At 48.2% G+C, this 14,198-nt stretch carries 17 protein-coding genes, 1 tRNA gene and 1 other RNA gene; 11 read left to right on the forward strand and 8 right to left on the reverse strand.

All coding sequences use genetic code 11. The features are described from left to right. The first annotated feature begins 47 nt into the window (after positions 1-47). The 4 genes from rsxD (at position 48) to Q0499_RS10670 (ending at position 3,059) form a co-directional block, all read left to right on the forward strand. A complete protein-coding gene (gene rsxD / locus Q0499_RS10655) occupies positions 48-1,091 on the forward strand; it encodes an electron transport complex subunit RsxD (protein ID WP_299199117.1) in 1,044 nt (347 codons plus the stop codon). Then, on the forward strand, positions 1,091-1,756 hold the full coding sequence (gene rsxG, locus Q0499_RS10660) for an electron transport complex subunit RsxG (RefSeq protein ID WP_299199120.1): 666 nt from the start codon (positions 1,091-1,093) through the stop codon (positions 1,754-1,756). Before rsxD ends, rsxG begins: the two co-directional genes overlap by 1 nt. Further along, positions 1,746-2,462 carry an electron transport complex subunit E gene (locus Q0499_RS10665; protein ID WP_299199122.1) on the forward strand — a complete coding sequence of 239 codons (717 nt, stop codon included), beginning with the start codon at positions 1,746-1,748 and terminating at the stop codon, positions 2,460-2,462. Before rsxG ends, Q0499_RS10665 begins: the two co-directional genes overlap by 11 nt. Positions 2,463-2,930: 468 nt before the next feature. Next, positions 2,931-3,059: a hypothetical protein gene (locus Q0499_RS10670; protein WP_299199124.1), complete on the forward strand. Its 129-nt coding sequence runs from the start codon at positions 2,931-2,933 to the stop codon at positions 3,057-3,059. Positions 3,060-3,213: 154 nt separating this feature from the next. Here Q0499_RS10670 and Q0499_RS10675 read toward each other — a convergent pair whose 3' ends face one another. Together Q0499_RS10675 and Q0499_RS10680 are read right to left on the reverse strand one after the other, a co-directional pair. Continuing rightward, positions 3,214-3,495 (reverse strand): DUF6172 family protein, encoded by a 282-nt coding sequence (locus tag Q0499_RS10675; protein WP_299199126.1) that lies wholly within the window; start codon positions 3,493-3,495, stop codon positions 3,214-3,216. 94 nt (positions 3,496-3,589) lie between these two features. Next, a complete protein-coding gene (locus Q0499_RS10680; RefSeq protein WP_299199128.1) occupies positions 3,590-3,916 on the reverse strand; it encodes a hypothetical protein in 327 nt (108 codons plus the stop codon). Positions 3,917-4,198: 282 nt separating this feature from the next. Between Q0499_RS10680 and nth the strand changes: the two genes are divergently transcribed. Then, positions 4,199-4,831 (forward strand): endonuclease III, encoded by a 633-nt coding sequence (nth, locus tag Q0499_RS10685; RefSeq protein ID WP_299199130.1) that lies wholly within the window; start codon positions 4,199-4,201, stop codon positions 4,829-4,831. Positions 4,832-4,889: 58 nt separating this feature from the next. On the opposite strand, the gene Q0499_RS10690 is transcribed toward nth, so the two are convergent. The 6 genes from Q0499_RS10690 to nrdA form a co-directional block, all read right to left on the reverse strand. Next, positions 4,890-5,177: a hypothetical protein gene (locus Q0499_RS10690; protein WP_299199132.1), complete on the reverse strand. Its 288-nt coding sequence runs from the start codon at positions 5,175-5,177 to the stop codon at positions 4,890-4,892. 942 nt (positions 5,178-6,119) lie between these two features. Next, positions 6,120-6,368, reverse strand: coding sequence for a VF530 family protein (locus tag Q0499_RS10695; RefSeq protein WP_299199133.1), 249 nt, complete (start codon positions 6,366-6,368; stop codon positions 6,120-6,122). Then, positions 6,365-6,505: a DUF2986 domain-containing protein gene (locus tag Q0499_RS10700; protein ID WP_299199134.1), complete on the reverse strand. Its 141-nt coding sequence runs from the start codon at positions 6,503-6,505 to the stop codon at positions 6,365-6,367. The genes Q0499_RS10695 and Q0499_RS10700 overlap by 4 nt, the downstream gene beginning before the upstream one ends. Positions 6,506-6,942: 437 nt before the next feature. Beyond that, entirely contained in the window at positions 6,943-7,209 is a 267-nt protein-coding gene (gene yfaE, locus Q0499_RS10705; RefSeq protein ID WP_299199136.1) for a class I ribonucleotide reductase maintenance protein YfaE, read from the reverse strand. 10 nt (positions 7,210-7,219) lie between these two features. After that, positions 7,220-8,350 (reverse strand): class Ia ribonucleoside-diphosphate reductase subunit beta, encoded by a 1,131-nt coding sequence (nrdB, locus tag Q0499_RS10710; protein WP_299199138.1) that lies wholly within the window; start codon positions 8,348-8,350, stop codon positions 7,220-7,222. Positions 8,351-8,452: 102 nt separating this feature from the next. Continuing rightward, positions 8,453-10,717, reverse strand: coding sequence for a class 1a ribonucleoside-diphosphate reductase subunit alpha (nrdA, locus tag Q0499_RS10715; protein WP_299199140.1), 2,265 nt, complete (start codon positions 10,715-10,717; stop codon positions 8,453-8,455). A gap of 441 nt (positions 10,718-11,158) precedes the next feature. Here nrdA and Q0499_RS10720 point away from each other — a divergent pair. From Q0499_RS10720 to Q0499_RS10745, 6 genes are all read left to right on the forward strand, one after another. Beyond that, positions 11,159-11,242, forward strand: a tRNA-Tyr gene (locus tag Q0499_RS10720). A 51-nt stretch (positions 11,243-11,293) separates the two neighbouring features. Next, positions 11,294-11,422, forward strand: a non-coding RNA gene (locus tag Q0499_RS10725) — RtT sRNA. 426 nt (positions 11,423-11,848) lie between these two features. After that, positions 11,849-12,091: a TIGR02647 family protein gene (locus tag Q0499_RS10730; RefSeq protein WP_299199142.1), complete on the forward strand. Its 243-nt coding sequence runs from the start codon at positions 11,849-11,851 to the stop codon at positions 12,089-12,091. 35 nt (positions 12,092-12,126) lie between these two features. Further along, the gene (locus Q0499_RS10735) at positions 12,127-12,789 is read left to right on the forward strand and encodes a TIGR02466 family protein (RefSeq protein ID WP_299199144.1); all 663 of its coding nucleotides are present in this window, start codon (positions 12,127-12,129) and stop codon (positions 12,787-12,789) included. A 108-nt stretch (positions 12,790-12,897) separates the two neighbouring features. Further along, complete coding sequence (locus Q0499_RS10740; protein ID WP_299199147.1) at positions 12,898-13,539, forward strand: SGNH/GDSL hydrolase family protein; 642 nt, start codon at positions 12,898-12,900, stop codon at positions 13,537-13,539. Between the two features lie 66 nt (positions 13,540-13,605). After that, on the forward strand, positions 13,606-14,112 hold the full coding sequence (locus tag Q0499_RS10745) for a disulfide bond formation protein B (RefSeq protein WP_299199149.1): 507 nt from the start codon (positions 13,606-13,608) through the stop codon (positions 14,110-14,112). The last annotated feature ends 86 nt before the right edge of the window (positions 14,113-14,198 follow it).

Consider the following 14,198-nt stretch of genomic DNA (forward strand, 5'->3'; position numbering starts at 1 on the left):
TTTTTAATAATCCGTTTACGTAAAAACGGCAGACCAGAGTAAACAGAATGGCACTGATTAGAATCACATCTCCTCACGCACACCGGGCAGGCAGTACCGGCAGCGTGATGCTTACTGTGCTGATCGCCACCCTTCCCGGACTGGCGGCAATGACCTTCTTTTTTGGCTGGGGCACGCTGATTCAGGTAATGTGGGGAACCCTACTGGCACTTGGTCTGGAAGCCGCTATTGTTAAGTTGCGTAAGCGTCCCGTGAGCTTCTATCTGACCGATTACAGTGCAGTAGTTACTGCGGTATTGCTGGGCCTGGCACTACCGCCTTTTGCCCCCTGGTGGGTGATGACGGTGGGTATCATCGTCGCTATCGCGATTGCCAAGCAACTCTATGGCGGGATGGGTAACAACCCCTTTAATCCGGCCATGGTTGCCTACGCCCTGCTGCTGGTCTCATTTCCGGTGCAGATGACCAGTTGGGCTGCCCCTTTTGTGATGACTGGCGAAGGCTGGTCAGTGCTCTCTATGGGGGATACCCTGAGTGCGATTTTTGGCACTGCCGGGGCCGCTGTTGATGCGCATACTATGGCGACACCGCTGGATGTCATGCGTCACCGGGGAGGCTTCACCACTGAAGAGATGTGGGTAGAAAATGCCCTGCTGGCCAACGGTATCGGAGCCTGGCATGCGGTGAGTGCGGCCTATTTCATGGGCGGCGTATTCCTGTTATACAAGAAGATATTCACCTGGCATACCCCAGTTGCGATGCTGGTAAGCCTGACGGTTTTTTCGACGCTATTTTTTCTGTTGATGCCAGACCAGTATCCCGATCCGTTCTTTCATCTGACCACCGGGGCAACCATGCTGGGCGCGTTCTTTATCGCCACCGACCCGGTTACCTCGGCCACCAGTAACAAGGGCAAACTCTGGTTCGGCGCGGGCATCGGTCTACTTGTCTTTGTCATCCGCAGCTGGGGTAACTACCCTGATGCGGTTGCCTTTGCTGTATTATTAATGAACCTCTGCGCTCCGTTTATTGATCAGTACACTCAACCCCGCAGCTACGGCCACGCTAAACCGAACCGGGGGATGAAGTAATGGAGATGTTTACTGCTATCCGTAACAGCGCTCTGGGGCTAAGTATCTTTGCAGTGATTACCTCCGGTGCCATCGCACTGACGCAGGTATCAACCAAGGCACAGATTGAGGTTAATGAGCGTGAGGCGCGGGCAAAAGCTCTGTATCAGATTGTGCCTAAAGAGAGCATCGACAATAACCTGCTGGAAGATACCGTCGAGATTAATGCGCAGGCGCTGACCGCCAGCAATCTGCCGGTTGAAGCGTTTCTGGCCCGCCGTAATGGTCAGGTAGCTACCGTGATCATTCCGGTTACCGCACCCGATGGCTATACCGGCAATATCAATATGATCGTCGGCATCAATGCGGATGAGTCGGTTGCCGGTGTCAGAGTTCTGGCCCATAAAGAGACTCCGGGGCTGGGAGATAAAGTCGAGCTGAAAAAGTCCGACTGGCTACATAACTTTGACGGCCAGCACTATGAAGGGGATGATGATCCCAGCTGGGCAGTGAAAAAGGATGGTGGTCGGTTTGACCAGTTTACCGGGGCAACCATCACACCACGTGCTGTGGTTAACGCAACTGCCCGGGCTATCCATTATTTCCGGGAACACAAAACCGAGCTACTGGAAAACAGGTCTGACCTGAACGCCAAACCGGCGGGAGCTAAATACGATGGCGAATGATTACAGAAAAATCACCCTCGATGGTCTCTGGGACAACAACCCGGCACTGGTGCAGTTACTTGGCCTCTGCCCGCTGCTGGCGGTAACCGGTACCGTCGTCAACGCCATGGGACTGGGACTTGCCAGCACCATCGTACTGATGGGCTCAAACCTGAGCATTTCGATGTTCCGAAAATTTATCCCGGAGTCCGTTCGGCTGCCCATCTTTGTGATGATTATCGCCTCATTTGTAACCTGTATTGAACTGCTGATGCAGGCATTCACCTATGAGCTATACACTATCCTCGGTATTTTTATCCCCCTGATTGTGACCAACTGCGCCATCATGGGCCGGGCCGATGCCTTCGCGATTAAAAACCCGGTCGGTGCATCCCTGCTGGATGGCGCCATGATGGGGCTCGGCTTCACCCTGGTACTAATGGTGCTGGGCGGCATGCGCGAAATACTTGGCCTCGGCACCCTGTTCAGCGATATGCAGCTGCTTTTCGGCCCCAGCGCAGAAAGCTGGAAGATCATTATTTTAGATGATTATGTCGGCTTCCTCTTTGCGATCCTGCCGCCGGGTGCATTTGTCGGCATGGGATTACTAATTGCTGTCAAAAACATCATCGACAAACGACTGGAACAACGGCGCAAAGCTCCGGCAGCACCGAGCGAACCAACCGGCGAGTCTCGGCGCGTGCGGGTAACTGGGAATATTTCCTAACCCGTACGACTCTCAGGGCTCTCCAGGTTTTGCTGATAGCGAGAACCAATTATAGATGTCACCAGATAAAACAGATTAAGCGACTTTCCGATCGCTTTTTCTCTTATTACGTGCAGAGATCCAAAATTAACACCCAAACGCCAGGCATATCTCTTTTGATTTCAAATAACGCCCTGCTATACCTACAAAACTAAGACATAATTGTACATTTTTTCTGCCGCGAACCCTGTTTAACAACGAATACTGAGCGTATCTCCGCCGGGCCTTCCCGTGCTATGATGAAGCGTCCTTCCTGCACATCATCTCTAATCTCTCCTGTGTAGCCTCGGCTAAGTTCGAAAGCTCCATTATCATTCTCTATCCGTTTTTCAGGCACAGTCGCAATTATAAACAGCACTCTGATCTGCCTGTTGAAAAGGAGTGGTTGTGGTTGTTCTGTAAATATTCAATATTTCCTGGAGCACTAAAATGAGCAAAGATAAGAACAGTAAGAAAGAGTCTAAGAAAAAGCCTCTCCTGACACAGAAAGAGAAAAAGGCAGCGAAGCGGGATAAGGTAGAATCTGTGGGTTTACTGGGTGAGCATCGAAGCCATTAAAACAGCTAACGATCTATCTTAGTCGCCTGGCCATTAACGCAGTTTACAACCTGCCTATGTGATCCAGACAGCCTGATAGATATGGTGAACCTTCTCAAAAAAGAAAAGCGACGTTGCGTCGCTTTTCTTGTCTTAGAGCACCAAAAACTCTGGTCTAAACCGGTTTATTGCCCGGCTTTGCCAGAATCTCCAGATAAAAGGATTCCAGCTGCTGCGCTTCGATCTCAGAGATCTTTTTATTAATCTCAGACAGATGGATCATTTCACTGGTTGCCTCATCAACCCCGAAACGGCAGTCGAAGTCCCAGAAATCTGCATTTTCCGGCAATGCCTTGTTACGCTCTCTTCTAATATATTTCTTAACTTCATGTTTGATAGCGTCAACATGCCGGGGAACAGTGAGCTTTGGGTGCGTTAAGTGAAACGTCTTTTTCATTGTGATTCCATTAAGGGTGACAGGTGCTGGCCAGTGATGACCATATAGCTATAGGTGTCAGGTGAGGATAACGAGACCACCGCGATAAGAGCCGCTAGCGGTTCATAAAATCCTCTATATAGTGCGCTATTCTCTCACTCAAATGGGCTTCGAAACCATCGAAAGTTCGGCCGAAAAGCTCTATATATCGTGTAGCCTGAGCGTAGCTTATTCTCTTACCGACAACATTATATTCTATTTCCGGATCTGTTTTACTGTTTCTGGGAATGATATTCCAGCTTATCAGGTCGCTATCCAGCGATTGGATGCTTTGCTGTGCAAAATCACAAAACGCCACAACCAGCGATCCACCCTCAGGCCCCAGGCAACCCGCTTCAACCCGATAGATTACCAGCAGTTTTTTTTCCTCTGAAAGAGGCACACTACTCACCATATAAAACAGCCATATCATAAAACCCTATAAAAGAGATCCACGTGCTAACGACAGCACGAGCTTTACCTCTGCACGACATCCTCGAACTATAGCCTCGTTACCCTGCTGATTACTATAACACCAAAGCGCTATCCGGCAGATTCAACCGGGTTGATTTTATTCTGTTAGCAATCTACTGAAAAGCACATTGCTACTGTGCTGATAAGTTGCCCCGATCAACTGTCCCCGCTAACATAGCTCCCCTTAACAGAAATGCTCATCCGGGAAGTTATGAACGCCGCTAAACGTCACCAGATATTCTCCCGCCTGCGGGAAGCGAACCCCAAACCCGTCACCGAGTTGGAATACAATAATCCGTTTGAACTCCTGGTAGCGGTGACGCTGTCAGCCCAGGCAACCGATGTTGGGGTGAATAAAGCAACCCGCAAACTGTTCCCGGTAGCGAATACCCCGGAAGCGATCTATGCACTGGGGGTCGATGGCTTAAAGGCGTATATAAAAACCATCGGCCTCTACAACGCTAAAGCCGAGAATATTATCAAAGCCTGCAGGATGCTGATTGATCTGCATGATTCAGTAGTGCCTGATAACCGGGAAGCGCTCGAAGCACTGCCAGGGGTGGGCCGTAAAACCGCAAATGTGGTGTTGAATACCGCCTTTGGCCAGCCAGCCATGGCCGTCGACACGCACATATTCAGAGTGTCAAACCGAACTAAGATCGCACCCGGGAAGAATGTTCTTGAGGTGGAGAAAAAGCTGATGCGCTTCGTGCCCAGGGAGTTTCTCATTGATGCCCACCACTGGCTAATACTTCATGGCCGTTACACCTGCGTTGCCCGTAAGCCCAGATGCGGCTCCTGCCTGATAGAGGACCTGTGTGAGTTTAAAGATAAAGCAGAATAGATCAGCCTTATTAAGTCCCGGCTGACTCATAGACATTATGACCTGTTTATTTTATAGATTACCGTTTTATCAGCGTTCTATGAAAAATCAGTGATTGTGATTTTTTGCAACGCCCCCGTAACTGATCAATCTCTTCAGAACTGAGCCAACTACTCACCCAGCTATCTATGGCATCGCTGGTTGAAGGGGTTTTACTCCAATCCTTATAGGCTTTCACGTGCTGGAGAGTTATCCCATAGTTTGTGCATTCATTCAGCGTACAACGTGAAGGGAAACGTCCGTCGCGATCAAACTTTTCATTGATCCAGCGAACAGCTTCCAGGGTATCTTCATTGGTAAACTTCATAACCCCTCCGATAGTTTTTACAGACACTTCAAACGCAGCTGCAACGGACGCACTTTAATAGGTTTATGGAGTTTAGGAATTGACCAGAGTCATCGCAAGTAAACTCAATATTTACTTTTCATATAACTGTCATTTTCCAGCGTCAGCAAAGCAGAATCTCACTCCTCAAAACGTCGTTATCAACCGCAGTAGTTGTACACATTTTCTGTGGATAAAACTGTGCATAGTATTGGGGTAGATTGCTAAAACACCCGTGGTTATTGGTTCGGAAACAAATCGTTCACATAAACGACAAACATTTTTTAATTCTTAAATTTCAATAAGTTAGCTAATTCAACAGGTATTTATAAAACTTATGTTTTATTTCAGATCCCTATCTGAAAAAGAATCAATTCTGCTGTGAATTAAATATTGCAATCTGATGAAACCCATAGTTTCAATGGCTAAAATGAAAGTAGTTACTAACACATCTTTTTGTATCACTTTACTGACAGTCTGAAATAAAAAAACCTCAAATATTACTGGACAGAGCACTCTGAAATGTTGATACGTCAGCCCCTTCTCAACAGACAACAACCCGGTGATTAAAACCGGGTTATAAGCTTAAGGAGCTCACGATAAACCACTTTATTTCAGGACAAGACAATGGCTGTAATCTTTCATCGGCAGCAACACTCAGAATCGTAAACATAGATTGGATGAGCTGCAGACAACCAATCTTTGATCCTGAATCGACAATGAAGGAGGAACGACTCTGCTCTCAACGAGGGCTTGTGTAAAAAGGCTCGTGCAAAGAGGCCCTGGTCTCGATAGCATTTGCTAGGAGCCTTCACTTGACCAAGAGAGAGTCACACGAATACTGCGGTAATGAATGAGGAGTTACCAGCGGGAAAAAATAGCTCCGTTGAGCAGGCGTGAGAGCACTGAGACTGGATGCGAAAATCAGGATTGCGGACGATTCCAGATAGTCTTGCGCTCCTGCATGAGGACCCACAACTGTTCTACCTTTTCTCTCGCCCAGGGAGTTTTACGTAAAAACTTCAAGCTGGATTTAATACTGGGGTCACTCTGAAAGCAGCGAATACTGATCCGCCGCCCCAACTCCTCCCAGCCGAACTCCGCTTCCAGATCGGTCACGATCTGCTGAAGGGTTACACCATGCAGAGGGTTATTTTTCTGCTCGCCCGTCATGCCTCAGCGTCCCCGAGATCCATTTTGGCACGCTCATCCTTGGAAATATAACGGGGTTTTGCCGATACGTGCAACTTAGCATTCGCCTTCTTCGCGCGCTTTTTCAATATACTGTTAAGCTTCTTCTTTCTGTTCATCAATGTTGAGCCTGGGGGTGTTGATCTGGTCTTTGAGAAAAGCACATTCTATCTGAGTTTGGCGCAGAGTTCAGAAGATAGTTTATCTGTGCATTGTTATTACACAAATAGGCTACTGTTTTTAGCGTATTGTGTAATACACATATTCTGTGGATAACTCAGTGAATTACTTTTTAGTAAGTGCCTGCAAGGGCGATGATACGGGGCCTGAGATAAATTGCCTACAAAAGCACCGCAGCACAACTGCAACCTTTAAATTCAAACACTTATAATAATCAACAGTTATGTTTCGTATCTTTTGCGGCGCACAATCCACAGGCAAGTTGAGTAATTTTTAAGCTGTTAAGAACTTTTTTGAAAAACACCTTTAGGTTACCGGATAACTGATTATTACCCACTGAACAAAGCAATCAAAAAAAACAGCTAGCCTGACTAAGTCAGTCTTCAGGCAGTTCTATCTCTACATGAGAGACAGGCTTAGTACAGCAGGCGAGAATCTCGTCTCCAACCGTGTCATACAATGGGTCCTGAACCTCCTCTACTTCGCCATCGAGTAAACGAACCCGACAGCAACCACAATAGCCGCCCCGGCAGTTATAGGGCACAGGAATCTCCTGCGCCTCCATAGCATCAAGCAGCGAATATTCATACTGATAATAGAAGGTACTGAAATTGTTGACCTTTATTCTTGGTATTCCTGACATGACCCGTTCCTTAGAGGTCGAAACCGTCGAAGTCGTCTTCACCCATTTCATTATCGATTGCTCCTACCAGATACGAGCTGATCTCTGCTTCCTGTGGTGCAACCTGCACATTGTCGCTGACCAGCCACGCATTCATCCATGGCAACGGATTTTGCTTAGCCGGGAAGAGTTCATCCAGATTCAGCGCTTTCATCCGCACGTTAGTAATATATTCCACATAGTCCGACAGGATGCGGGCGTTCAGACCAATCATGGAGCCATCTTTAAACAGATACTCAGCCCACTCTTTTTCCTGCTCGGCCGCTTCGCGGAAGATCTCATACACCTGAGGCTGACACTCTTTGGCAATCTGTTTGAACTCAGGGTCATCAGAACCGGACGCCAGTACGTTGAGCATAAACTGAGTGCCGGTGAGATGAAGCGCTTCGTCACGGGCGATCAGTTTAATAATCTTGGCGTTACCTTCCATGATGGCCCGCTCAGCAAAGGCGAATGAGCAGGCAAAACTGACGTAGAAACGAATCGCTTCCAGCACGTTAACCGATACCAGCGTCAGATACAGCTTAGTCTTCAGGTTATACATACTGACATCATAGGTTTCGCCATTGATGGTATGAACACCCGGGCCCTGAATCATATACACATTGGTTAATTCGATCAGCTCATCATACAGCCGGGTAACACTGCGCGCGCGCTTAACGATCTCCTCATTGGTGACAATCGTATCGAAGACTTCAGAGGGCTCTGAGAGAATATTACGAATAATATGAGTGTAAGAACGGCTGTGAATCGTCTCACTGAAAGACCAGGTCTCAAGCCAGGTTTCCAGCTCGGGCAGCGACACTATCGGCAGAAACGCAATATTGGGTGAGCGTCCCTGTACCGAGTCCAGCAGTGTCTGATATTTCAGGTTACTGAGAAAGATATGCTTCTCATGTTCCGGCATCACCATAAAATCTTTACGGTCGGTTGACAGATCAACCTCTTCCGGACGCCAGAAGAACGACAGTTGCTTCTCAATCAGCTTTTCAATAATCGGGTATTTCTGTTTGTCGTAACGGGCGACGTTGACATTGTGGCCGAAAAACATCGGCTCTTTAGTAGCATCGTTGAAAGTCGGATCAAACGTTGAATATAGCATGTTGCATCAATACTCTTACCCTGTTGGCAGGGAGGTCAAAACTGATTGCCGGAGGCTTTGCCACCGGCCTGAAATCCTTTACGCAGTCTACGCTGCGATCAATCAGAGCTTGCAGGCACCGCTCTCACAACCGCTCATATCTTCATGCTGGTCGGTCGCACCATCACGGGTATTATGGTAGTAGAGGGTTTTAACACCATACTTGTAGGCGGTCAGCAAATCTTTTAACAACTGCTTCATCGGCACCTTATCGCCAGGGAACTTAGTAGGGTCATAGTTGGTGTTGGCCGAGATAGACTGATCAACAAACTTCTGCATGATACCCACCAGCTGCAGATAGCCCTCGTTGGTTGGGATCTGCCATAGCAGCTCGTAATCATCTTTCAGCTCAGCGTACTCCGGCACCACCTGTTTCATGACACCATCTTTACTGGCTTTAACGCTGACATAGCCCCGTGGTGGCTCAATACCATTGGTCGAGTTAGTGATCTGCGAAGAGGTTTCACAGGGCATCAGTGCCGTCAGGGTGCTGTTGCGCAGGCCAAACTCGCGGATATCTTCACGCAATGTTTCCCAGAAATAGTGCAGCGGCTCATCACAGAACTCATCCACGTCACGCTTGTAAGTATCGGTCGGCAGAATACCTTTGGCGTAATTAGTTTCCTTGAACAACTTACAAGGCCCCTGCTCTTTCGCCAGCTGATTAGACGCTTTCAGCAGGTAATACTGAATCGCCTCAAAGGTTTTGTGCACCAGACCATTCGCCGAACCATCTGAATAACGTACACCATTTTTCGCCAGATAATACGCAAAGTTGGTAACACCAACCCCCAACGTACGACGGTTCATCGATGCGGTACGGGCGGCTTCTATCGGATAATCCTGATAATCCAGCAGACTATCCAGTGCCCGTACAATCAGATCCGCCAGATTTTCCAACTCGTCGAGATTTTCCAGTGCACCCAGGTTAAAGGCAGACAGCGTACACAACGCGATCTCACCTTCAGGATCATTAACATCGTTCATCGGTTTAGTGGGCAGAGCGATCTCCAGACAGAGGTTCGACTGTTTAACCGGTGCAACCTTAGGATCAAACGGACTGTGGGTATTACAGTGGTCCACGTTCTGAATATAGATACGTCCGGTAGAAGCACGTTCAGATGCCAGAATACCAAATAGTTCAACCGCCTTAATGGTCCGCTTACGAATCGACGCATCCTGCTCATACTGAACATAAAGACGCTCGAACTCTTCCTGATCCGCAAAAAATGCATCGTATAACCCAGGCACTTCATGGGGACTAAACAGAGTGATGTCGCCACCTTTGATCAGTCGGGTGTACATCAGCTTGTTCAGCTGCACACCGTAATCAAGGTGACGCACGCGGTTCTCTTCCACACCGCGGTTATTTTTCAGTACCAGCAGTGATTCAACCTCGAGGTGCCACAGCGGATAGAACAGTGTTGCGGCCCCACCACGCACGCCGCCCTGAGAGCAGGATTTTACTGCAGTCTGGAAGTATTTATAGAACGGGATACAACCGGTATGGAACGCTTCACCGCCACGGATAGGGCTGCCCAGCGCACGGATACGACCGGCATTGATACCGATACCGGCACGCTGACTGACATATTTTACAATCGCGCTGGCGGTGGCGTTGATGGAATCCAACGAATCACCGGATTCGATCAGAACACAGGAGCTGAACTGACGGGTAGGTGTCCGCACGCCTGCCATGATCGGTGTTGGCAACGACAACTTAAACAGTGAACAGGCGTCATAGAAACGTCTGACATACTCCAGTCGGGTATCTCTCGGGTAGTTAGCAAACAGACAGGCTGATACCAGCATATACAGAATCTGAGGGCTCTCGTAGATCTCATGGGTGACCCGGTTTTGCACCAGATACTTACCTTCCAGCTGCTTCACTGCCACATAGCTGAAATTCATATCCCGACCGTGGTCGATGTACTCATTCAACTGATTAAATTCGGCTTCGCTGTAGTCTTCTATCAGATGCTTATCATAGCGGCCAGCATCAACCATCTTCGCCACATGGGTCAGAAGATGAGGCGGCTCAAAGCTATCAAAAGCACGTTTACGCAGGTGGAAAATCGCCAGACGGGCAGACAGATACTGATAATCGGGTGCATCTTCAGAGATAAGATCCGCTGCAGACTTGATCAGAGTTTCATGGATATCGGCGGTTTTAATGCCATCGTAAAACTGAATATGGGCTTTCAGCTCTACTTGTGAGACAGAGACATTCTGAAGACCGTGGGCGGCCCAGATAACGACTCGGTGAATTTTTTCAAGGTCCAGCTTTTCCTGACGACCATCCCGTTTCGTTACCAATATGTCCTGCATTTCGCTTTCCCAAGTATGAAAAAATCAGATTTACCAAGGTTTCTTAACTGAACCTTTTCAGTGCCGGATTCGGGTTATTAGACGTCAAAGCCCCGAATTCCCTGATGCTCACTCAGCTCGTCCAGCCACTTGTGCTGACACTGCCTCAGGCACACCATATGTTGTGCACACCTAAATATTAGGCACTAAATATAGTGATAAACAACTTAATTACAATACTTGATTTTGGCCTTTTATGGGTGTAGTCAAACGGTAAAAAATGCTCAGACGCCCGTGCCATCAGCGCTGCAGAAAATTCATCAAAAATAAGAATAATTTTAATTAAAAATGAAATAGCAATAAATTTTGATAATGGTCAAAAAGACCACTCATGCTGTAAAAAAAGATTCGTTATTCCGCTTTACACTGGGATCACAAATCAATAGTATACGCGCTCCTTGTGGTGGGGTTCCCGAGTGGCCAAAGGGATCAGACTGTAAATCTGACGCGCGAGCTTCGGTGGTTCGAATCCACCCCCCACCACCATCGAATTCAAAACAAAACAGCCTCGCTTAACCACGAGGATTTTTTGTGTCTGAAATTTATGAATAGGGGTGGGTGAGAACCACCGACGTAGTTCGAGCCGAAGTGAGCCTGCGAACGGAGACAACGTTGCGTGCTTTTTCGCAACGGCCCGAAGGGGAATAATCCACCCCAGCACCATAAAATTCAAAACAAAGCAGCCTCGCTTAATCACGAGGTTTTTTTTGTTTTAATCGTTTGTCAGGGCGGTGTGTTCGGGCCACCGAAGGTGATTCGAGTCGCAGTGAGCTTGCGAACGGAAACAACGTTGCGCACTCTTTGCGCAACGGTAATCCAATCAGACGCTTGGCTAAGACCGCAGCAAAAAACACTGTTTGCCAGACGCGACTTCGTCGTTTGCTCATTGTTAGAGAAAGCTCACTTCCCAACCTAACCCACTCCCTTCCTGACATCAGACAAGTCACACTCTTTGTGACGCCCGGACATCGGACTTCGATAAAAACCGCCCTAAATCAATAACCCGCACATTTATTCACTCCCCCCTCTGTACCTTGCCGTTATCCTGTGCCAATGTGTGGGAAATATGAAAAGCACCTGGAGAATAACAATATGCCTTTAACAAACGACATTCAGGAAGAGATCAATATGCTCATTCGCTTTAGCCAAAGCAGTGATCATCAGGGACTCAAGGTACATCAGGACATCGCCGCACAAGAACTGGTTGATGCCACACAACGCTTGTTTGATAAAAAGCTCATTACATTATTTGACGGTGGCTATCTGACACCTCTCGGGCATGAAGCTGCAGATCAGGCTCACGCCCTGCTGAATATACTCAGCGCACCGAAATAGAAACCGATATAAGAACTAACATAAGAACTTAATCCATGGATCAGCAAGATATCCTCATAGAAGACCTCAGCGTCTGGGAAACCCAGATGTTCACCGTGCAGAACCCTCTGCACAATACCATCCGGGAACCCTTGTTAGAGCTGATCTATGGATTACGGGACAAGCAGCAACTTGCCATAGAAAGCGAGGTTGCACCAACCGCCAAACACGCACTCTATGAAAGCACCCTCGATCTGTTGCAACGATCTGAACCGATCATTACCGAACTTCGGGGGTTTATTGAAGATATGCTGGTCACCGTCGCCAGTGCGGTTAATGAACCATTCTGGCCAGAAGGTGCGCAGGCCCGCGCTGATATAATTGAATCCTGGTTTCATGTCACGGAGAACGGCGGTTACCATGACACCCACGCGCATCCAAACTGCTCCTGGTGTGGTATCTACTATATTGATGCCGGAGAGTGCGATATCCAGAGTCGAAACGGCATAAACCGCTTCTATGACCCTCGCCACGGAGCTGACCAGTATCTTGATGCGGGCACAGCCTATCTCAACGGCACCGGTAGTTGGGATTTCGCCGCAGTCGAAGGCCAGGTGGTTATTTTCCCCTCCTACCTGAAACATGCAGCGATGCCCTATTTTGGGCAGCAAGACCGGGTTATTATCGCGTTCAACAGCCAAATCCACTTTCAGGAGTAATGCGCTGTTTGGCGTAGCCTTTTTTCTTAACGCTATGCCAAAATAGAGTTTTCCAACCAACGCTTTTTCTGACAAGAGCGTTGCCCCGGATAACGCAGAGGAGGCCCCATGAAACAGGTCCTGGTTTACGCAGACTCACTCAGCTGGGGCATCATTCCCGATACACGTAAACGCTTTGAATCTGATCAACGCTGGCCTGGCAAGCTGGAACAACTGCTCTGTCAAAATGGCTCACAGGTGCGAGTGATTGAGGATTGTCTCAATGGTCGCAGAACGGTGCTTAATGATCCGTTTAAACCGGGACGAAACGGTGCGCAAGGCTTACAGCAAACTATCGAAATTAACTCTCCGCTTGAACTGGTTATCATTATGCTGGGTAATAATGATTTTCAAAGCCCACATACTTTTACAGCAACTGAAGCCGCTCAGGGTGTTGCCACACTCGTTCAGACCATTCGCAGCGCTCCCATAGAACCCGGCATGCCGGTACCGCCTGTTTTATTAATATGCCCGCCCCCCATCATCGAACCAAAAGGTTCTATCGCAGCTAAATTCAAAGGGGCTGAAGAGAAATGCAAAGGATTTGACCTGGCCCTGCAAAAAATAGCCGCAGATACCCAGTGTAATTTCTTTGATGCAGGCACCGTCATCAGCGCCAGCAAGATCGACGGTATCCATCTGGATCTGGACCAACATCAACAACTGGCACTCTCGATTCTACCGTTAGTGCAGGGTATATTAAGCCGCTAGCTGAACTTCTCCGGTCCGCGCGGATCAGACCAGCCATGATTCATCTTAATTAGTACAGGATTTTCAATGTTCAACGCTCTCAGCTGTTTTTTCCGCAGTCAGTGGTACTGGCTGGCTATGATTGTTTCCGGTATCGCTATGGAAAGCATCGCCCTCTATTATCAATATGGGCTGGACTATGGCCCTTGCGTACTCTGTATTCACGTGCGCATCTGGGTAATGGCCTTTATTCTGCTGGGAGTGTTTGGGCTCCTGTGCCGCAACAGCCGCCCACTGAGTATTCTCATCAGCCTTCTGACCGTGGTTGCTGCACTGGGCTTCAGTGAGCGCTCCTGGATGACTTTCGCAATTGAACGCAACCTGATTGAGAGTAGCTGCACCATGGGGGCCGGTCTGCCCGATTGGTTTGCACTGGACAGATGGTTTCCCGTGGTATTCGAACCCTGGGAGCTGTGTGGCTGGACGCCCGAACTGCTGTTCGGCATTACCATGGCTGAAGCACTGATGGTAGCAGCACCGCTGGCAATTATAACCACGCTATTAGCGACATACGCACTGTATAAAAAAGCTTAATAAAGCTTTGATTACTAACGCAACAGCTTATACTCTAATGATCAATTTTTATACTGACAAACTGTTCAGACAAAAAAGGATTCTCC

It is taken from the genome of uncultured Amphritea sp. (assembly GCF_937127095.1).
Taxonomy (GTDB): Bacteria; Pseudomonadota; Gammaproteobacteria; order Pseudomonadales; family Balneatricaceae; genus Amphritea.